General features: G+C 60.6%; 17 protein-coding genes. 5 read left to right on the plus strand and 12 right to left on the minus strand.

Annotation, left to right across the window (positions count from 1 at the left end):
- Positions 1 to 21 precede the first annotated feature (21 nt).
- From A0257_05035 to A0257_05045, 3 genes are all read right to left on the minus strand, one after another.
- Positions 22 to 1,527 carry a carbohydrate kinase gene (locus A0257_05035; protein AMR26536.1) on the minus strand — a complete coding sequence of 502 codons (1,506 nt, stop codon included), beginning with the start codon at positions 1,525 to 1,527 and terminating at the stop codon, positions 22 to 24.
- Between the two features lie 106 nt (positions 1,528 to 1,633).
- Complete coding sequence (locus A0257_05040) at positions 1,634 to 1,906, minus strand: hypothetical protein (GenBank protein ID AMR26537.1); 273 nt, start codon at positions 1,904 to 1,906, stop codon at positions 1,634 to 1,636.
- A 240-nt stretch (positions 1,907 to 2,146) separates the two neighbouring features.
- The gene (locus tag A0257_05045) at positions 2,147 to 3,088 is read right to left on the minus strand and encodes a polysaccharide deacetylase (protein AMR26538.1); all 942 of its coding nucleotides are present in this window, start codon (positions 3,086 to 3,088) and stop codon (positions 2,147 to 2,149) included.
- Positions 3,089 to 3,168: 80 nt separating this feature from the next.
- On the opposite strand from A0257_05045, the gene A0257_05050 reads away from it, so the two are divergent.
- Positions 3,169 to 4,032, plus strand: coding sequence for a 4-hydroxy-tetrahydrodipicolinate synthase (locus tag A0257_05050; protein ID AMR26539.1), 864 nt, complete (start codon positions 3,169 to 3,171; stop codon positions 4,030 to 4,032).
- 197 nt (positions 4,033 to 4,229) lie between these two features.
- Here the strand turns inward: A0257_05050 and A0257_05055 are convergent, their stop codons facing one another.
- The 4 genes from A0257_05055 to A0257_05070 all read right to left on the minus strand — a co-directional run bounded on the left by A0257_05055 (position 4,230) and on the right by A0257_05070 (position 8,442).
- Complete coding sequence (locus A0257_05055; protein ID AMR26540.1) at positions 4,230 to 4,625, minus strand: hypothetical protein; 396 nt, start codon at positions 4,623 to 4,625, stop codon at positions 4,230 to 4,232.
- A gap of 59 nt (positions 4,626 to 4,684) precedes the next feature.
- The gene (locus tag A0257_05060; GenBank protein AMR26541.1) at positions 4,685 to 5,062 is read right to left on the minus strand and encodes a hypothetical protein; all 378 of its coding nucleotides are present in this window, start codon (positions 5,060 to 5,062) and stop codon (positions 4,685 to 4,687) included.
- A 115-nt stretch (positions 5,063 to 5,177) separates the two neighbouring features.
- Positions 5,178 to 5,537, minus strand: coding sequence for a hypothetical protein (locus A0257_05065; GenBank protein ID AMR26542.1), 360 nt, complete (start codon positions 5,535 to 5,537; stop codon positions 5,178 to 5,180).
- Between the two features lie 1,348 nt (positions 5,538 to 6,885).
- On the minus strand, positions 6,886 to 8,442 hold the full coding sequence (locus A0257_05070; GenBank protein AMR26543.1) for a 3' terminal RNA ribose 2'-O-methyltransferase Hen1: 1,557 nt from the start codon (positions 8,440 to 8,442) through the stop codon (positions 6,886 to 6,888).
- Between the two features lie 131 nt (positions 8,443 to 8,573).
- Between A0257_05070 and A0257_05075 the strand changes: the two genes are divergently transcribed.
- Entirely contained in the window at positions 8,574 to 9,200 is a 627-nt protein-coding gene (locus A0257_05075; GenBank protein AMR26544.1) for a hypothetical protein, read from the plus strand.
- Between the two features lie 149 nt (positions 9,201 to 9,349).
- Here A0257_05075 and A0257_05080 read toward each other — a convergent pair whose 3' ends face one another.
- From A0257_05080 to A0257_05090, 3 genes are all read right to left on the minus strand, one after another.
- Positions 9,350 to 10,750 (minus strand): beta-galactosidase, encoded by a 1,401-nt coding sequence (locus A0257_05080; GenBank protein ID AMR29624.1) that lies wholly within the window; start codon positions 10,748 to 10,750, stop codon positions 9,350 to 9,352.
- Between the two features lie 177 nt (positions 10,751 to 10,927).
- On the minus strand, positions 10,928 to 11,947 hold the full coding sequence (locus tag A0257_05085) for a glycosyl transferase (protein ID AMR29625.1): 1,020 nt from the start codon (positions 11,945 to 11,947) through the stop codon (positions 10,928 to 10,930).
- Positions 11,948 to 12,169: 222 nt separating this feature from the next.
- Positions 12,170 to 12,415 carry a hypothetical protein gene (locus tag A0257_05090; GenBank protein ID AMR26545.1) on the minus strand — a complete coding sequence of 82 codons (246 nt, stop codon included), beginning with the start codon at positions 12,413 to 12,415 and terminating at the stop codon, positions 12,170 to 12,172.
- A gap of 176 nt (positions 12,416 to 12,591) precedes the next feature.
- On the opposite strand from A0257_05090, the gene A0257_05095 reads away from it, so the two are divergent.
- Positions 12,592 to 13,167 carry a hypothetical protein gene (locus A0257_05095; GenBank protein AMR26546.1) on the plus strand — a complete coding sequence of 192 codons (576 nt, stop codon included), beginning with the start codon at positions 12,592 to 12,594 and terminating at the stop codon, positions 13,165 to 13,167.
- A 129-nt stretch (positions 13,168 to 13,296) separates the two neighbouring features.
- Here the strand turns inward: A0257_05095 and A0257_05100 are convergent, their stop codons facing one another.
- Positions 13,297 to 13,812 (minus strand): GDP-mannose pyrophosphatase, encoded by a 516-nt coding sequence (locus A0257_05100; protein AMR26547.1) that lies wholly within the window; start codon positions 13,810 to 13,812, stop codon positions 13,297 to 13,299.
- Positions 13,813 to 14,021: 209 nt separating this feature from the next.
- Here A0257_05100 and A0257_05105 point away from each other — a divergent pair, with 209 nt between their 5' ends.
- Together A0257_05105 and A0257_05110 are read left to right on the plus strand one after the other, a co-directional pair.
- The gene (locus tag A0257_05105) at positions 14,022 to 15,470 is read left to right on the plus strand and encodes a DEAD/DEAH box helicase (protein ID AMR26548.1); all 1,449 of its coding nucleotides are present in this window, start codon (positions 14,022 to 14,024) and stop codon (positions 15,468 to 15,470) included.
- 193 nt (positions 15,471 to 15,663) lie between these two features.
- Positions 15,664 to 16,137, plus strand: coding sequence for a hypothetical protein (locus tag A0257_05110; GenBank protein ID AMR26549.1), 474 nt, complete (start codon positions 15,664 to 15,666; stop codon positions 16,135 to 16,137).
- Positions 16,138 to 17,422: 1,285 nt separating this feature from the next.
- On the opposite strand, the gene A0257_05115 is transcribed toward A0257_05110, so the two are convergent.
- On the minus strand, positions 17,423 to 18,202 hold the full coding sequence (locus A0257_05115) for a hypothetical protein (GenBank protein ID AMR26550.1): 780 nt from the start codon (positions 18,200 to 18,202) through the stop codon (positions 17,423 to 17,425).
- Between the last annotated feature and the right edge of the window lie 65 nt (positions 18,203 to 18,267).

Raw genomic sequence — 18,267 nt, forward strand, 5'->3', positions numbered from 1 at the left:
TTTTTTATACTGGGTAAGGCTTTACGCCAGCAGCCATGCCGCCGGCCGGGTTTCGCGAGCCAGCAGGGTTTGCCAGTCGCTATACATTTCCTGGTATTGGGCCTGCAAGGGGGGGGTAGGCTCTTCGGTGCTGATGCGGACCAAGCCAGTAAAAGCCTCCCGCGGGCTGGCGTAGATGCCCGCGCCGATGCCCGCGCCGCGCGCCGCGCCCTGGGCCGCGTCGGTGTCATAAAGCTCCAGCGTCACGTTGCCGCAATTCACGAAGGCCTCGCGGAACACGGGGCTCAGGAACATGTTGGCGTGGCCGGCGCGCACGGTTTGCACCCGCACGCCCGCACCACGCATGATGTTCAGGCCGTAGTTGAGGGCGTACACGATGCCCTCCTGGGCCGCCCGGATAAGGTGCGGCTGGCCGTGACTATTAAACTGCAAGCCGTGGAGGCTGGCGGCGGCCGGCCGGTTTTCGAGGATGCGCTCGGCCCCGTTGCCGAAGGGCAGGAACAGCAGGCCCCCGGCCCCGACGGGTGCCTGGGCGGCCAGCGCGTTCAGCTGGTCGTAGGAAATAGTACCCACCATTTTGCGCAGCCAGCTATTGAGAATGCCGGTGCCGTTGAGGCACATGAGCACGCCGTTTTTAGGCTGCTCGGGGGTGCTGTTGACGTGCACGAAAGAGTTGACGCGCGAGCGCGGGTCGGCCGTGGCGGTTTCGTTGATGCCGTAAACTACACCGCTGGTGCCGGCCGTGGCGGCTACCTCGCCCGCATTCAACACATTGAGCGAGAAGGCGTTGTTGGGCTGGTCGCCGGCGCGGTAGCTGATGGGCGTGCCGGCCGCCAGGCCCAGCGCCTGGGCCGCCTCGGCAGTGAGGTGGCCCTGCACCGAAAAGGTATCAACCACCTCGGGCAGCAGGTCGGCGCTGATGCCGTAGTAGTCGAGCAGTTCCTGGGCGATGGCCTGCCGCTTAAAATTCCAAAAAATTCCCTCCGACAAGCCCGACACCGTGGTCTGCATCCGGCCCGTGAGCTGGTAGGCGAGGTAATCGCCGGGCAGCTGAATCTTGTGGATTCGGGCATAAATCTCGGGCTCATTTTCCCGCACCCATTTCAGCTTGGAAGCCGTGAAATTGCCCGGCGAATTCAGGAAATTTTCCAGGCAAAAGTCTTCGCCCAACTCAATAAACGCCTGGTTGCCAATAGCCACGGCGCGGCTGTCGCACCAGATAATAGCCGGGCGCAGCACGTGGCCGGCTTTGTCGAGCAGCACCAGGCCGTGCATCTGGTAGGTGATGCCGATGCCGGCCAGCAGCGCCGGGTCGAAGGGGCAGCTGGCTTGCAGCTTTTTGGTGGCGTTGATAACTTCCTGCCACCAGCGCGCCGGGTCCTGCTCGGCCCAGCCGGGCCGGGGCGCGGCCATCTCCATCTCGGTGCCGGGCGAGGTGGCGGCGGCCACGCAGCGCCCGGTGGCAATATCGAGCAGCGAGGCCTTGATGGAAGAGCTACCAATGTCGTAGCCGAGCAGGTATTTCATTAGTTTATAACTTGTTAACGAAGTAGGGTGCGGGGCTTGCTCCCGCCCATCGCTGCGCAATTCAGGCGGGTTTCGTTCGACGGCGGGCGGGGGCAAGCCCCGCACCCTACTTCACCATCAGCACTGCCGAGGCGGGCCGGGCCGCGCCCAGCGCTTCGTTCCACCAGCTATAAGCCGGAATGCCCAGGCGCGCAATGGCCGGGCTCTGGTCGAGCATCTGCTGGGCTTTTTCTTCCAGCGTGAGTTGCTTGATTAAGTCGTTCACGCGCACGCCGAGCGGCGGCTTCGAGTCGCGGAAAACGGGCGTGGTTCGGGCCTGCGCATTCAGGCTGGCCAGCAGCCCGAGGCCGGGCAGAAAGTGTTTCAGCTTGACAATCATCAGGGTGGGAGATAGAAGGAAGCTGAATTTCAGCAATTATTAAGAATAGAACTTACGCAAAGGACGCTTTTCCTTGCGAGCATATTGCGCATCAAGCAAGGTCGCGGCAATCGCATCAGAACGACTAGCGCAAGTATCGTTCGGGTGCGATTGCTTCGCTTTGCTCGCAATGACAAGCGTCTTTTGCATAAGTCCTAAGGAATCAAAAAAGGGGCATCGTGCTCGCCAGGCCAATCTGCACTAAAAGCTCTGCACCATGTTGTTGTGCAGCGTGCGGGGGCTCCAATAGCCGCTGGCGATGATGCGCCGGATGGTGAAAAGCGGGTCCTGGTGGTCGCGCTTTTCGGCCAGCGAAAAGGCGGCCACGAAGCCGCGCTGCTTCAACTCGGGGAAAGCCTGGGTATTCCAGAGGCCGAAGGGGTAGGCGAAGTACTTGATTTTCTTGCCCGTAATCTCTTCGAGCGTCTTGGTTGGCTTGTCGATTTGGGTCACCCAATCCTGGCCCTGGTACTTTTTCACGTTGTGGTGGTCCCAGGTGTGCGAGCCAATTTGGTTGCCTTCGTCGGAGAGCTGCTTCACCATCGCCTTGGTCATGTAGTGCGGCCGGCCCAGGCTCACGGTCATCACAAAATACACGCCCTTGTAGCCATACTGCGCCAGCGTGGGGCGGGCGATGGTAAACTGGTCGAGGTCGGTGTCGTCAAACGTCAGCATCACCGGCTTGGGGGGTAGGGGCGCGCCGGTGGTGAGGTAGGCGTAGAGCTGGTCGGGCTGAATGCTGTGGTAGCCGCTGTCGGCCAGCATCTTCATCTGGGCTTTGAACGCCGCGATGGGGATAATATAGTCCTTGGCACCCTTCGAGTCGCGGGCCGTCCAGTCGCGAATCTGGTGGTAGCACAGAATCGGCACCTGCGGCCGGGCGTAAATGGCGGCGGCATCGCCAGCCTTGGCGGCCGGGATGGTGCTGGGGTCGGGGCCGGGTTTGGCGTTGGCTTCTTCGGCGGCTACGGCGGCGGTGCCCGAGGTGGGTGCCGCTTCATTGGTTTTGGCCGCGGCGGCCTGGCCGGCTGCCTCGGCGGTAGAGGGCATTTTGGCTTCGCCGGTGGTGGCGGTTTTGGAGTCGCAGGCAGCGAGCGCCAGGGTAGCAGCCACCAGGCTGGCCGCGGAGAATAGGGTTTTCAAGAATGCAGAAAAAAATGCCGGCGGAGCGCGACGGCGGACGAGGAGCGTACTTTTGCACAAAGCAACAACTTCCACAGCGGATGAACAAACTACACGGCACCGGCGTGGCCCTGGTGACCCCCCTCACCCCCACGGGCGCGGTCGATACGAACGCCTGGCTACGGCTCCTCGACTTCACCATCAACGGGGGGGTAGAGTACCTGGTTATCAATGGCACCACGGGCGAGTCGCCCACCGTCACGCCCGACGAAAAGACTGACTTACTGCAAGTTGCGCGCGAGCACGTGGCCGGCCGCGTGCCGCTCGTGTACGGCATTGGCGGCAACGACACGGCCGCCGTGGCGCGCCAGCTGCGCGAAACCGACCTGACGGGCGTAGTGGCCATCCTCTCAGCCAGCCCCGCCTACAACAAACCCAGCCAGGCCGGCCTGCTGGCGCACTACCAGCACCTGGCCGACGCCTCGCCCCTACCCCTGCTCCTATACAACGTGCCCGGCCGCACGGGTTCCAACCTCGCGGCCGACACCACGCTCCGGCTGGCCCGGCACGCCAACATCATCGGCATCAAGGAAGCCAGCGGCAACCTGGAGCAGTGCCTGGCCATTTTGGCCAGCAAGCCGGCCGATTTTCTGTTTTTAAGCGGCGACGATATGCTCACGCTGCCGCTCATTGCCTGCGGCGGCCAGGGCATTATCTCGGTGATGGCCAACGCGTTTCCGCGTAAATTCAGCGACATGACCCGCGCCGCGCTGGCCAGCGACTTTGCCCGCGCCCAGCAGCTGCTCTACGGCCTGGTGCCGCTCAATTCGCTTATGTATGAGGAGGGCAACCCCGTGGGCGTGAAGGCGGCCCTGGCGCTGCAAGGCGTGTGCGGGGCCGCCGTGCGCCTACCCCTGGTCGCGGCAAGCGAGGGCCTGACGGCGCGGATTCAAGCTCTTCTGTAGTCATTTCCTCCTCCCGCTGGCAGAGCGCCGCGCGTGCGGCCCGGCGCTCTGCCAGCGCCGGGCAATTACCTGCGTTTACCAGCTGGTTTCTCCATTAGCTTACAAAGCATCCCCAGCGTCGTAGCGATGCCGGTGGCGGCGGCGGCCCGTAGCCTGTTCCTACTGGCCGCGTAATCGTACATAACCCAAGTTGCGAGCTATAAGCCGGCTTGGTGTAAAGCGTGAGCAAAAACAAAGAGGGCGATTTTCAACGCAAATCCGGCCGCTGTCACGGCATGAATCTGCTTAGGAAAGCGGGCCGTGAGTTGACTAAAGCACGTCTCGATGCCTTTGCGAAAGTACTGTAGCAGAAAGCTTTGCGCCGGATGATGCGGACGTTTGCTGTTTTTCCGACGCGCCGTCTGCTGCTGACTACCGCTGGCCTCGTTGAATAGGTCTTCCGCCACATAGTCCGTGTAACCGGCATCGGTGTAAAGGACACTGCCCGTGGGCAGGTCCAGCGGCAGGCCGCGCTGGCCGGTTTGCTCCGACTCGGCCCCGGCATGGATATAGAACTCGACCGGAATCCCGTCACTGGTGGCCACGACCTGCACCTTCAGGCCGTAGAACCAACTGCGCTTGCTGGCACAACGACCATGATAAGCCTTGCCTCTCAGTAGCTTACAGCGCGGGATGCGCGGCCCAAATGCTTAAAGCGCATTTTATGACACACGGCTACCGGAAAGGAATCGAGCACGTAACGCGCCTCGGTATGCACGTGTTTGAGCAAGTCACCGAAGGTGGCGAACAGGGAGAGCAGCGTGTCGGTGAGGGCGTGCAGGCGGCGCGTGAAGCCACTCTTATCCAGCCGGTTCTGGCCCCAGTGCTGCTCCATGTAGTGCTTGGCCACCACCAGGTTGCCGCCAAAAAAGCGAGCCGCCACCAGGGCCGTGGTCAGTACCTGGGCATCGGTCAAGCGCCGACTGGTCGCCGGCGGTAGCGTGCCGGCGGGGCGAGAGAAGCGGATTAAATCATCGAGTACGCAGTACATTGCAACAGTCTGTTCGCGCATGGTCAGTAGGGCTTGAAGGGGTCAGATACTTCAAACCTAGTCCGCTCACGCCGAACAGACTTTTTTCGGCCCTGCTGATACGCCGCAACTTGAGTTACATATCCTTTTTCCAGGCCTGAAAATTATGGCGGTTCAACTGGTCAAAAATCAGGGATATATTATGGCTGGCCGCGACGGTCGTGTGCCAGATGCCGTTAGGAATAACTATCGTTTCGCCGGGCTTAAGCACTACGTGAAGGGGAGTAGCCGCCCGGTATTTAGGGGATTTTTCGTAATCAGGCTTCAGAATATTTATGGGCGAAAGAAAGCCCAGGCCTTCTGGATAAAGTAATTCTTCCTGCTCCCTGGGAAATAGCACGAATTCTTTTTCTCCGTACAATTGCGTTATCCAGGCGTTTGTGTGGTAAATGTCTTTGTGCAGCGGATATTGATTGCCCGCGCCCCCAATGAACAAGTGAATATTAGACTTGCTAACAACTGATTAGCAAGTTTTTACGTACATAACTAGACTTGCTAACAACTGATTAGCAAGTTTTTACGTACATAACTAGACTTGCTAACAACTGATTAGCAAGTTTTTACGTACATAACTAATAAATTCTACTTACAACAAGCATTTTCTATGCCATCCAGCATTTATCACAACGCTATCAATGATAGGCAGTACAAAGCAGCAACTGGTCTTTCGCTAGTAGAGTTTTCGGCACTTTATGAGCATTTCGCTCCTTTATATATTCCCAAGGAACCCCCACGTTATGCCCGGCAGGTGCAACCTGTTTTAACGGACAAAAGAGAGGCACTTTTTTTGTTTTGCACTATCATAAAGCGTATCCCACTCTTCAAAATATGGGCATGTATTTTGGTACTTCAGACGCAGCCGCCAGCATGTATCTGGAACTCCTTAAGCCTCACTTACAAGCGGCTTTACAACAGCAAAAAGTACAAAATACTTTTATGGAAAGGAATCAGGAGGCCGTTAATGAGCAATTTGCAGGCATAACTGACCTGGTGATTGATGTAACCGAAGTGCCAATCGAACGCGCTGTTAATCAGCAAGTTCAAAAAGAGCATTACAGTGGTAAAAAAAATTTCACACCCTAAAATGGCTAATTATTTGCACCCTTGATAAGCGAATTTTATTCATTAGCAAGGCCTACCCTGGGCATGTACATGATTTTACTATTTTTAAAGATATTTTTGGCGGACTTGATTTGAGTGCGTATCGGCTGCATGTCGATTCTGGCTTTACAGGCATAACAAAAGCAGTCAAATGCAAAGACGTTTGGATTCCGTATAAAGCGAGCAAATATCATCCCTTAACTAAGCTACAAAAAGCAATTAATTCGCTCTTTTCACAGGTAAGAATAGCTGTTGAAAATGCCATTGCTAAGGTGAAATCATTCTTTATATTACGCATCGAAAACCGAATGAGACAAAAGGCTAAGTTTACCGATGCCATACGAATTTGCACCGCATTAGCAAATTACAAAATGACAGGTTTATAAGTCAAGTAATTGATAATAAGTAGTTAGTAACTCTAGTCAAGAAGTACAAAAAATTAGGCAAAAAAGTGGAGGAAGCAGGATTAATTTCAGCTAGAACATTCTACACCAAATTTGGAGGATTCATCAGTGATTTCGGCACAAGCAAGGTAATTCATCCGGTTGAATCAGGTGATTTGCGGAAGCAATTCAACTCAATTAAATTAGAAGGTGAATTTGCTGGTTTTGCAGAGAAGATGCCATTTGAAAAAATGGTAAACGTAATCCCAAAGTCTGACGAAGGTGGTTTTACGCAAAAGATTACGACAGAATTAAAGTAAACACCGCCATCTGCGAGGGCGCCCCTACCCCCTCCATTTCCTCCCCCATGCCCACCAGCCGCACCTGATACCCGTGGCGCGCGGCCACGGCGGTGGCCCAGGCCGCAAACTCGGCGCGCGACCACTCGAAGCGGTGGTCGGCGTGGCGGAAGGTGCCGGCCGCCAGGCGCTCGTAGCGCTGGTTGTAGTCGGCGTTGGGGGTCGTGACGAAAACGTGGGCCGGGCGCGCGTGGCCAAACACCACGGCTTCGAGGGCGGCGAGGCGGCCGGGGTCGAGGTGCTCGATAACTTCGACCAACGCCGCGGCGTCGAAGCCGGCCAGGCGGTCGTCGCGGTACAGCAGCGAGCCCTGGATGAGGTTGAGGCGGGCACGCTGGCGCGGGGGCATCTCGGCCAGGTGCAGGCGGACCGCGGCGCGGGCCAGCGCCTGGTGCGACACATCCATGCCCAGGATGTATTCGATTTTGGGCTGGCGCAGCAACAGGCGCAGGAGTTTCCCCTCGCCGCAGCCCAAGTCGAGCACGCGCTTGGGGGCCAGCTGGTAGATTTCGTGGGCCACTTGCTGGAGGCGCTGGTCGTGGAGGCTCAGGCGTTGGTCGCCCTCCGTGGGGACCTTCCCCCCGGCCGGCACCTCACCCCCTAGCCCCCTCTCCTGTGGAGAGGGGGAACTAGCTTCTAGCTTTAGTTTTTCTAGCTCTGACTTCTGTTCGGTTAGCTCTTGCGAATCGTCCGGCTCTCCCTCTCCACGGGAGAGGGGGTCGGGGAGTGAGGGGTCTGCGGAGGGGTCGTCCACCACCTCTTCCGTCTCCAGCAGCCGGGCCAGCGCCGGGTTCACGTACAGCGCCCGATAGCGCAGATACCGGCGGGTGATGAAGCCGCGCTCGGGGTGGCGGGGTAGCCAGTCGCCGCCGCGGTGCAGCAGTTTTTCGGCCTCGTTCTGGTCCACGTAGTAGTGCTTGTCGTTGTCGAGCACGGGTAGCAGCACGTAGAGGTGGGTGAGCACGTCTTGCAGGCGCAGGCCGTCGTGGCGCAGGTGCAGAGTATAGTATTGGCTGTCGCCCCATTCGGGTTGGGTGGGGTCGAGGGGGTAGGCGTCGGTTTCGACCTCGTAGCCCAGCGGCTCGAAGAGGCGACGCGGCCAGTCGGGGCCGGGCGCGGAAACAACGGCCACCGTGATGGCGAGGGGTAGGGCTTCGGCGGGCAGGGCGGGGCGGTCCTTGCAGGTGCCGTTCATGGCGGTGCCGAAGGCCTTGCTCAGGGCCACACTCAGGAATGAAGAGGCCACGTAGGGCCGGTCGTTTACGTATTCTTCCAGGGCGAAGCCTTCGCCGGGCGCGCCGTCCCGGCCGCGCACCAGCCCGATGGGGTCGAGGTCGAGCAACAGGGCGGCGGTGCAGCGCTCGGCAGTGGCTTCGGGGTAAAACACGTGGGCCTGACCACCGGTGATTTCCACGCTTTGCAGGCGCGCGGGGTTCTTGTGCAGCAGGTAGCCCAGGTCGGTGGCGGGCTGGTGGGTGGTGGAGATGGTGAGCAGCATAGCAGAAAACAGGAGGCCGAAAGTAGCCCGCCGCCGCGCAAGTTCCGGCCCCGGCCGGGACCGGGCACGTGCGGATAAGGCGGCGGCGGGCCAAATTTGCGGATGTATTGTCTTTTTGCGTTTCCTTACTTATGCCGGCCCCTACCCCCTCCCTGCCGCCGCTTACCGAGTTTGCCAGCTTTTACCTCTACGGCCTCAGCCCCAATCCCTATTTGCAGTCCGCTGACCGCGAGCAGTTTGGCCGGCTCTACGCCCTGGTTATCGGCCCGCACGGCGGCGTGAGCCTGGGCAGCTCGTTTCACCCCTACCAGCTCGTGAACCCCTCGGGCATCACGGTCTGGTACGCGGCCTACGCCCAGCTGTACGCGCAGCCCAACCGCGCCGCGCTTTTTGAGGCGATGACCGACGAGCAGGCGCGCTTCCTGGTGGCCCCGCCGGCCTCGTTCGCGGAGTTTCACGTGTGGCCCGACACCCGGCTGACCAGCGCTGAAAACCCGGTTTTCAGCCACTACATCCCGTTCGTGCTGCCCTTCCTGGTGCGCAAAGGCCCCGCCGCCCTGCGCTGGGACGCCCAATTTGCCACCGCCGGGGACGACGCCGCCCGCATTCAGCCCTACCTGGAGGCCGTGACGGCGGCCATCCGCTTCGTGCAGCCCGCGCCGGCCTTCGTGCTGGGCTTTGGGGAGTTCGACGGGCAGCAGCCCGAGCGGTTGATGGAAGAATTTATGAGCTGCCGTGCTATGCTGCTGGTGCGGTAGGCAAACCTCACCCCCTAGCCCCCTCTCCTGCGGAGAGGGGGGACTAGCTCTAGTTTTAAAACTAAAAGTCAAGATTTTAGAGCTAAGATTAGAAACTAGTCCCCCCTCTCCGCAGGAGAGGGGGCTAGGGGGTGAGGTTGACGTTGGCGCTACTGCCCCACCCGCACTTCGGCCCCGCCCAAAAACTCGCCGTACCACCGCCCCGAGTCCTTCACAATCCGCGCCTGAGTTTCGTAATCGACGTGTACCAAGCCGAAGCGGGGGCGGTAGCCTTCGGCCCACTCGAAGTTGTCGGTGAAGCTCCAGGGGAAGTAGCCGTTGACCCGGATGCCCTCGCGGCGGGCGCGCAGCACCTGCCCGATAACCGCCTGGAAATACGCCCGGCGGGCCGCGTCGGCCACGCGGCCGCCTGCCGGCTCGTCGGCAAAGGCCGCGCCCGACTCTGTTATATAAAGCTCAGGCGCGCCGGGGTAGGCGGCGTATTGCTTTAACATTTGGTAAACCGACTCGGGGTAAACCTCCCAGCCCATTTCGGTGGCGGGCACGCCGCGCTTGGCGGCCGGCACCAGAGCCGCGCCTAGCAGCGGCAGCCACGGGGCGGGGCGCACCACCTCGCGGGTGTAATTCTGAATGCCCCAGAAGTCGAAGTCGAATTTCAGCCGCGCGGCGTCGCCGGGCTGGTGGTAGCGGCGCAGCAGCCAGCCCAGCGTGGGCAGTTCGGCGGTGGGGTAGCCCAGGCCCAAAAGGGGCTCCACGAAAAAGCGGTTGAGCAGGGCATCGACGCGGCGCGCGGCGGCCTCGCTGCCCGCGTGGCCGGGCCGGGCGGGCGTCACGTACGAGCACGAAAACGTGGTGCCGATGCGCGCCGCGTCGGGCAGCGCGGCCCGCAGCGCCCTACCCCCCTCGGCCTGGGCCAAGGTGGCGTGGTGGGCCGCCGCCAGAAACGCCGGCAAGCTGCGCCGCCCCGGCGCATGCACGCCCAGCAGGTGCCCGGCCCCCACAAAAACCATCGGCTCATTGAGCACCATCCAGTGCCGCACACGGTCGCCGAGGCGGCGGGCCAGCACCTGGGCGTAGTCGGCCAGCCAGCCCACGGCGGCGCGGTTGGTCCAGCCGCCGCGCTGCTGCAGGGCCAGCGGCAAATCCCAGTGGTACACCGTGAGCCAGGGGCGCAGGTCGCGCTCCAGGCAGGCGTCCACGAGGCGGTCGTAGAAGTCCAGCCCGCGCCGGTTCACGCTGCCGGTGCCCTCGGGCAGCACCCGCGCCCAAGCTGCAGAGAAGCGAAAATCCGTCAGCCCCAGGCCCTGGGCCAGGTCCAAATCAGCTTTGTAGCAGGTAAAGAAATCAGTGCCGACCCGCGCGTGCTCGCCCCGCGCAATGGCCTTGGGCCGGCGCGTAAACTCGTCCCAGATGCTCGGACCCTTACCCTGCTGCTGCCAGGCGCCCTCCACCTGATAGGCCGCGCAGGCCGCGCCCCAGTGAAAATCAGGCCCGAAATCGGCCCGCGAATACGTGGCCGGCGTGGTGGCGGGGTAGAAAGCCGGCGGCAGCACCAGCGGACGCCGGGTGGAAAGGATAACGTCGTCGGGCATCAAATCAGACTACTATATACGTGCGGCAGCGCGACTCCTCGCGCCGCTTGGTCAAATGGCCAGCCAACTTGCTGGCTGGCAACTGGCAACTGGCAAAACAACGACAAGCCGCGAAGGGTCGCGCCGCTACGCCGTTCAGGCCATTTTTATTCCTAATTGCTCGGCCAGCAGCTGGTCGAGCACCGCGCCGGTGCGGTCGGGGTAATCTACGGGCACGGGCTGGCCGCAGTGCAGCCAGTCGTCGAGGCGGTCGAGGTGCTTGTCGCGGAGGCCGCGCACCACGGGCACGCCCATCTTGGCCAGGGCCGCGGCGTTGCACTGCTGCTCATATTGCTGCTTCATGGGCACCACGAGCAACTTTTTGCCCAGGTACAGCGCCTCGGCGGGCGTCTCGAAGCCCGCGCCGCAGAGCACGCCGTGGGCGCGGGCCAGGCTTTGCAGAAAGTCGCCGCCGCTCACCGGCCACACCCGCACGTTGCCGTAGTCGGCCGGCTGCGGGCTGTGCTTCGAAAACACCTCCCACCGCACCGTGCGGCTAAGGTAGCGCAGGCGCTCCACGAGCATCTGCTCCTCAAAAGCTGGCAAATACACCGTGTAGTGCCCCTCGTCGGTGGGCGCTAGCGCGCGCACTTGCCGCCGAATGACGGGGGTAGCGATACTGGGCGCATACGCCTGAAAATGAAAGCCATACTGCGCCGTGTGGGGCGCGTAGTGGCGCAACACGGCGCGGCCGGCGGGGTCCTCGTCGGCGGGCCGCGGCGCGGCCGGGTGCAGCACGGCGCTCTGGTGGCTCAGGGCCACGCAGGGGCGGTGGCGCAGCCGGCAGGCCCAGGCCGACACCGGCTCAAAGTCGTTGATAGCCAGGTCGTAGCTCTCTACCGGCAGGTGGCGAATGTCGTGCACGAACCCGGCCGAATTAAACTGCCGGAAGGTCTTCACGAAGTTGATGTCGCCCTTCTTGCCAAATAAAAACCCCATGCCCCCCACCCGGTACTTCACCGCAAACGGCAGGGGTAGGTCGGCCGGCGGGCCGCTCACCAATATATCGAGCTGCCCGCCCAGCGCCGCCACGCGCGCTTGCAGCAGCGGCACCACGTCGAGGGCGCGCATCAGGTGGCCATTGCCCGTGCCCTGAATGGCATAGAGAACCTTCATTTTTTGCTTGTTGGTTGTTGGTTGCATCGAGGGTACAACGAAGCTATTGCAAGAAGTGGATAAATAGAACGTCATTCCGAGCTTGCCGAGGAATCTCGCTCGCGTCGTTCGAGCCTCGTTCTACGACGCGAGCGAGATTCCTCGGCAAGCTCGGAATGACGTTCTATTTATCCGCTTCTTAAACAACCTCAACTTCAACAGACCATTATAAAACCGACTTCCTCACGCGGCGGAGGGGTAGGCCAAGTGCGCGAGGCCGGAGCGCGGGCGGCCTTTGGGCCGCCGGGGCCTGGTGGGCGGGCCGGCGGTGGAGCCGCCTGCCACTGCGCCGCCCAGGGCCGAGCGCAGATTCCGCCGCAGCGGCCAGCTTAGCACCAGCCACCAACCCAGGGTTAGCAGCCAAGCCAGCCCCGCACCCGAGGGCTGCCAGTCCAATAAAAAGCGCTTGGAATCAGCTAGTTTTAGCATGCCCCAAAGCTCGCCGCTTAGTATTATGCCGGGGTTACGGCAGGCTTACATTTTTGTCAATTTTATACGCTGGCGTGGGTAATTTCGCCGTTAATGCCCGGCATGTGGCGCGACTTACCGTTCTTTGTAGTGGTTCTATACCTGTTCTTCTTACCCTTATTCAACTTCTCTTTATAATGCAATTTTCTACCACGCTACGCATCGGTTTGCTGGCCCTGCTGCTGGGGGGCGCCACGGCCGCGCACGCCCAAAGCCCCAATGGCCCGGCGCGCAAGCGCTATATGTTTGCTCAGAAAAACCCCGAGTGCCCGGTAGTCGCCAACATCACCAAGAATACCGACGAAGACGCCGATATCACCGGCACGTACACCCACGTTTGCTACCGCTCGCCGGCCGAAATGCTATTTGAAATCAGCGAGTTGCGCAAGATTCACAACTGGGCCGACTCTACTTTTCAGCGCCGCCTAAAAGCCCTACCCCCCAACGGCGCGCTGGTGCTCAACATTCGTCGCCAAGGCCCGAAAAACGCCGACCCGTCGCTGCTCACCCTCTCGGCTCGCACCAAGGATGGCAAGGAGGTTTTCACGGCCACGCCCAAGCCCGGCACCGGCCGCTTCTACGGCCGCGATTTATATCAGTCTCAGCAGCTTATCCCCTTCATTAAGCTCGACCCGGCCGTGGGCCCGCTCACGCTTGTGATTACGGACACGCGGCTGCGCCAGCAGTTTGAGTATCAATTGACGCCGCAGTAAAGGCTAGTGTAGGGTAAGCTTTAGCTGGGCGGTTAATTTCTGCTTAGCATTCATAATTAGCTATTTAAGGCACGCTAAAGCTTATCCTACACTACTCACGGCAAGCTAAAGCTTACCGCACAGCCCTTCTTACTTGTGCAGTTGCGCCCATTGCACGGCAATCAGGCTTTTGGCGTCCTGCAATGGCTCTTTGACCAGAGCTTCCCGCGAGAGGCGCACCATTTCAATTTGCTCGTTTTCAGCGGCCAAGCCGCCGCCGGGGCCGGTTTGGCGGCTCACTTCGGCGTAGTACACGGCGATGGTTTCGGCGCTGGTGCCGGGCGAGGGCCACATGGTTACGATGGGCGTGAGCTGGTCGATTTCGTAGCCCAGCTCCTCGTGAATCTCGCGGCGCACGGCAGTTTCGGGGCTCTCGCCTTTGTCAATCATGCCGGCCGCGATTTCGAGTAATTCGCGCTCCGCACCAAATCGAAACTGCCGGGTGAGCACGTATTGCCGGGCCTGGGTGTCGAAGACGAGGGCAGCCACGGCGTGGCCGGGGGCAAACTGCTCGCGGAGTAATTTCTGGCCTTCCGAAGTTTTAACAGTGAGCTTATTGAGCTTAAAATGGCCGTCGTAGGCGCGCTCGCGGTGAACTATCTGCATGGGTTGAGGATTTAAGCGGTACCTTTGCCGCCGAAGGCAGCTTGGCAATCGGACCAGCTGCTGGCCGTGCATATACGGCCAACCGGCCCGCCGCGTCGTCATTCTGGCACCAGGCAAGGGCCTTATTCCTCTTCTTTTCTTGTATTCGCGTGGGCAGCCGATGGCCTCCGCCCCAGCCACTCCCCACCGGGCGGGTGGCTCCTACCCCCATGACTTTCAACGAACTCAACCTGATTGAGCCCATCCTGCGCGCCCTGAGCGAGGAAGGCTACACGACCCCCACGCCCATTCAGCAGCAAGCCATTCCGCAGGTGCTCGAAGGGCATGACCTGCTGGGCGTGGCCCAAACGGGCACCGGCAAAACGGCCGCTTTCTCGGTGCCGATTCTCCAGATTCTGCACCAAACCTCTCTCACCCAGAAGGCCGGCCAGGGTCCCAAAGGCCGCATTCGCTGCCTCGTGCTGACCCCGACCCGCGAGCTGGCCATCCAGATTGGCGAGAGCTTTAAGGCCTATGGCCGCCACCTGCCGCAGTTGCGCTCGACCGTCATTTTTGGGGGGGTAGGGCAAAACCCGCAGGTGCAGGCGTTGCAGCGTGGCGTCGAAATCCTGGTGGCTACCCCCGGCCGCCTGCTCGACCTCATGAACCAGGGCTACGTGCATTTGCAGCACCTCGAAGTGTTCGTGCTCGACGAGGCCGACCGCATGCTCGACATGGGTTTCATCCACGACATCAAGCGCATCCTGCCCAAGCTGCCGGCCGGCCGCCAGAGCCTGTTCTTCTCGGCCACCATGCCGAACGTGATTAAGGAATTGTCGGCCACCATCCTGCGCCCCAACCCGGTGCAGGTGGCCGTCACGCCCGTGTCGAGCACCGCCGACACGGTGACGCAATCGGTGTTTTTAGTGGATAAAAACGACAAGCCCGCCCTGCTCCGCCACGTGCTCAAGGACCCCGCCATGAAGCGCGTGCTGGTGTTTACCCGCACCAAGCACGGCGCCAACAAAGTGACCGAGACGCTGGAAAAAGCCCAGATTAGCGCCGAGGCCATCCACGGCAACAAGAGCCAGAACCACCGTCAGCGGGCGCTCAGCAACTTCAAGGCCGGCACTACCCGCGTGCTGGTCGCCACCGACATTGCCGCCCGCGGCATCGACGTGGATGAGCTGACGCACGTCATCAACTACGAAGTGCCCAACGAGCCCGAAACCTACGTGCACCGCATTGGCCGCACGGGCCGGGCCGGCGCGTTCGGCACCGCGTTTACATTTGTTGAGGAAGAAGAACGCGCGTATCTGCAAGATATTCAGAAGCTTATCCGCCGGCAGCTAGACATTGACAAGGAGCACCCCTTTACTACAAACAGCGTGGCACCGGTTTCGCTGACGGGCAATGAGCGCATTGTGCGACCCAAAGGCCCGGCTGGCCGCCCAGCCCGCGACGGGCGTGGGGGCAGCGGCAGTAGCCAGGGCCGTAACGGCGCGGCGCGCGCCAGCGGTTCTACCTCGGGTGGTGGCCGCAGTGAGCACCGCGGGGGGGGTAGGCCGCAGTCGTCGGGCGGCGGCGAGCGGGCTGCTTCCGGCGGTGGCCAGCGCGGCAGCCGGCCCTTCCAGGCCGGGCGCGGGGGTAGCGAAGGTGGCAGCCGCCGCTCCAGCTAGTCGCCGGGCACAGCTCGTTGCCGGGCGTGGCACATGCCTACTTATAGGTAACTCTTCTATTTTCGAATGCCCCGCGCCGCACGGCACGAGGCATTCGTTTTTTTTAGCCCACCAGGAAACAAATACCCTGTGGACTGGCTTCTCAAGGTAGCTCTCTGGTATTACTTTAACGCCACTTTCGTGGCTCACTAGTATGACATCCCGCGTTTCCTTACCCCTCATTCAGGCCCTGCGCGACACTGCCCGCCGCCTGGCCGCCGAAGCGCCCTACCAGTGGGGCCACATGGGCAGCTGCAACTGCGGGCACCTGGCCCAGACGGTCACCAGCCTCACCAAGGCCGAGATTCATACCCAGGCCCTGCAGCGCTACGGCGACTGGGAGCGCCAACTCGTGGACTATTGCCCCACCAGCGGCCTGCCCTTCGACCAGACTATCGACGAAATGCTGGCTATGGGCTTCTCGCGCCAGGACCTCACGCATCTCGAAAAGCTCGGCGACCCGGCCGTGCGCCATACTATTCCGTTTGAGCGGCGCAACGCCATGCGCCATAATCAACGCGACGACGTGGTGCTTTACCTACGAGGCTGGGCCGACCTGCTGGAGCAGCAGCTCGTGGCCGCCCTACCCCTTCCCGCTTTCGCCGAATTGGCCCTGGCCGAAGCTTAAGATTTTTATAGCGCAGACGCTGAGAGTACGCGCTATCGCACTTTAACGACCAAGCCCCGGCTACGCAGCGCGCGTGGCCGGGGCTTGGTCGTTTTAGATTGGTTGGTGCGCCAGCAAGCGGCTGGCTACTGCTTAATAACTGACGTTGCTGCGCTGGGCCTCGCGGTACTCAGCGGGTCGGTGGTCCCGCTTGTAAGCGGCGTCGGCGCTGGGGTCTTTCTCCGCGTCGGGGGCCGTAGAGCAGGCAGCGGTCAGAAACAGGGCCGCGCTGGCGGCCAGCAGCAGGGAGTAGGTGCGCAAGCTTTTCATACCGCGAAGGTAAGGCTTGGCGGCCTAAATCTGAAAGCTAATGGCCGCCTATTTTATTGTATTGGCCTCGCTTTTGCTACTACCGCCTGGCTACCATCCGCGTAGCGCTTCTTATCATATTCCTATCGTCTATCCCCAACTTGCCACTTCCAATTATTGGCTTATTTACATTTGAAGACGCATGCTTTCAGGTGGCTAAGAAGCCATTGGCAGCAGAGCCAGCAGCGCTGCTTAGTGCGCTTTTTTACCAGGCTACTCCGCTTCGTTCAGGTACGCAAATTTTTAGCAGCTTCGGTTAGGCAGCACCGTTAAATTGGTCACAATCCCTCACTTCAGTGCCTATTATGTTAGCGCGGCTTTTTTAGCTTTTAGCAAGCTTCAGCGCTGGCAATATACTTAGCAAGAATCGGTTGGCTATGGCGCACATTATGACCATTACGGCAGTAGCACTTAAATTATAAACGCGGCAATAAAAATTCAACTTCTTTACCTTTCACAGACTCTTAAATAGGTGATGGATTGTTGGCTGAATAACAATAACATAAGCGTTAAATAACCCCCTGCATAAAAGCTTTCACCTGGTATGATATGGCTTGTAATTAAACCACTTAATGTCGCACACTAGAACCAAGCCGCCGACAACCTAAACGGCACTTTACTGCTGGCTTAACGTGCGATTGTAAGCCCCAGCTGAGATTGAACTTTGCTACTGTACCAGTAGCAAAATCTATTAGTTTAGACCTCGCTAGCGTGAAGACAGCTAATCCCCGCCTTATCTCTAGCAGCGCTACTAAATTTAGCTGACATTCGAGGGACCCGGCAAGCTGGTTTAGCAACGCCTCCCAGGCAGTAGCCAGCGCAGTTGCGCAGCTACCAGCAGCGATACGAGACTAACCTGGGAAAGCCCATAAAAGCCAAAATCCCGCCTCACCGCTCGGCGGCAGAGGTCGGGATTTTACAAGATGCGGAGGGATTACTACTCGGGTTGGTAGTCGGCAAAAGAGCCATCCCGGTAAAAAATAACAATGCGCCGGATAGCTTTGCCTGGCTCCGGCAAGAAGGGAAGCACTGCGGTTTCGACCGGGCTATTGGCGGGGGGTAGGCCGGCCGCTGGCACCTCCGCAGCAGGGGAAACAACCGGAACGGCCACGGCAGCCTTGGCGGGGGGTACCAACGGTAGCGACTCGCTTGGGGGCAGCGCCGGTACCAAGGGGGCAGTTGCCGCCGCAGGGGTAGGAGCAGCCGTAGCCGTCGGCACGAAGCGGGCGGCCCGAAAAGGCTTGGCTAAGGCCACTTCCGCCCCAACAGGAGCCGCTACGGTATTAGGGGCAAGCCCTGTTACTGGCTTGGCGGGCGCTACGGGCGGGGCGGCCGCCGCAAGCGGTGCCTCAACCGGGCTGGCGGGTGGGCTAAGGGGCAGTTCGGCCGCGGGTGGGGGGGTAGGAGCGGCCGGGGCAGGCTGGGAAGCTGGTACGGGCTTCGGAGGGGAAGTAATAGCGGAGTCGTTTTCGCTGGTCGTGCCAGGGCTAGGAGTCGGTGCAACGGCTTCATCCAGCATATCGCCGGTGCCGCTGAGCAGCCAGGGCAGCGAAATCTCGGGGAAGGCCCCGATAATGCGCTGTACTACGTCCAGGCTCGGCTTATTGCGCTCACTCAGGATGTGGCTCACCACCGGCCGGCCAACCCCGATAAAGTCGGCAAACTGAGTAGGCGAAAGCTCTTTGCTGTCCAGCAGCTGCCGAATGCGCGTTATCATAACAAGTCTATTTATTTCACAAATGTGCGAAACAAAATTGAACTACTGGCACCACTAAGTTTAGA

Origin of the sequence: Hymenobacter psoromatis (assembly GCA_001596155.1) — a bacterium.
Lineage (GTDB): Bacteria > Bacteroidota > Bacteroidia > Cytophagales > Hymenobacteraceae > Hymenobacter.

Bases quoted from the DNA above. Each gene is read 5' to 3' on its own strand.
- A0257_05035 (AMR26536.1), bottom strand. From the start codon at position 1,527: ATGAAATACCTGCTCGGCTACGACATTGGTAGCTCTTCCATCAAGGCC.
- A0257_05040 (AMR26537.1), bottom strand. From the start codon at position 1,906: ATGATTGTCAAGCTGAAACACTTTCTGCCCGGCCTCGGGCTGCTGGCC.
- A0257_05050 (AMR26539.1), top strand. From the start codon at position 3,169: ATGAACAAACTACACGGCACCGGCGTGGCCCTGGTGACCCCCCTCACC.
- A0257_05060 (AMR26541.1), bottom strand. From the start codon at position 5,062: ATGTACTGCGTACTCGATGATTTAATCCGCTTCTCTCGCCCCGCCGGC.
- A0257_05070 (AMR26543.1), bottom strand. From the start codon at position 8,442: ATGCTGCTCACCATCTCCACCACCCACCAGCCCGCCACCGACCTGGGC.
- A0257_05075 (AMR26544.1), top strand. From the start codon at position 8,574: ATGCCGGCCCCTACCCCCTCCCTGCCGCCGCTTACCGAGTTTGCCAGC.
- A0257_05085 (AMR29625.1), bottom strand. From the start codon at position 11,947: ATGAAGGTTCTCTATGCCATTCAGGGCACGGGCAATGGCCACCTGATG.
- A0257_05090 (AMR26545.1), bottom strand. From the start codon at position 12,415: ATGCTAAAACTAGCTGATTCCAAGCGCTTTTTATTGGACTGGCAGCCC.
- A0257_05095 (AMR26546.1), top strand. From the start codon at position 12,592: ATGCAATTTTCTACCACGCTACGCATCGGTTTGCTGGCCCTGCTGCTG.
- A0257_05100 (AMR26547.1), bottom strand. From the start codon at position 13,812: ATGCAGATAGTTCACCGCGAGCGCGCCTACGACGGCCATTTTAAGCTC.
- A0257_05105 (AMR26548.1), top strand. From the start codon at position 14,022: ATGACTTTCAACGAACTCAACCTGATTGAGCCCATCCTGCGCGCCCTG.
- A0257_05110 (AMR26549.1), top strand. From the start codon at position 15,664: ATGACATCCCGCGTTTCCTTACCCCTCATTCAGGCCCTGCGCGACACT.
- A0257_05115 (AMR26550.1), bottom strand. From the start codon at position 18,202: ATGATAACGCGCATTCGGCAGCTGCTGGACAGCAAAGAGCTTTCGCCT.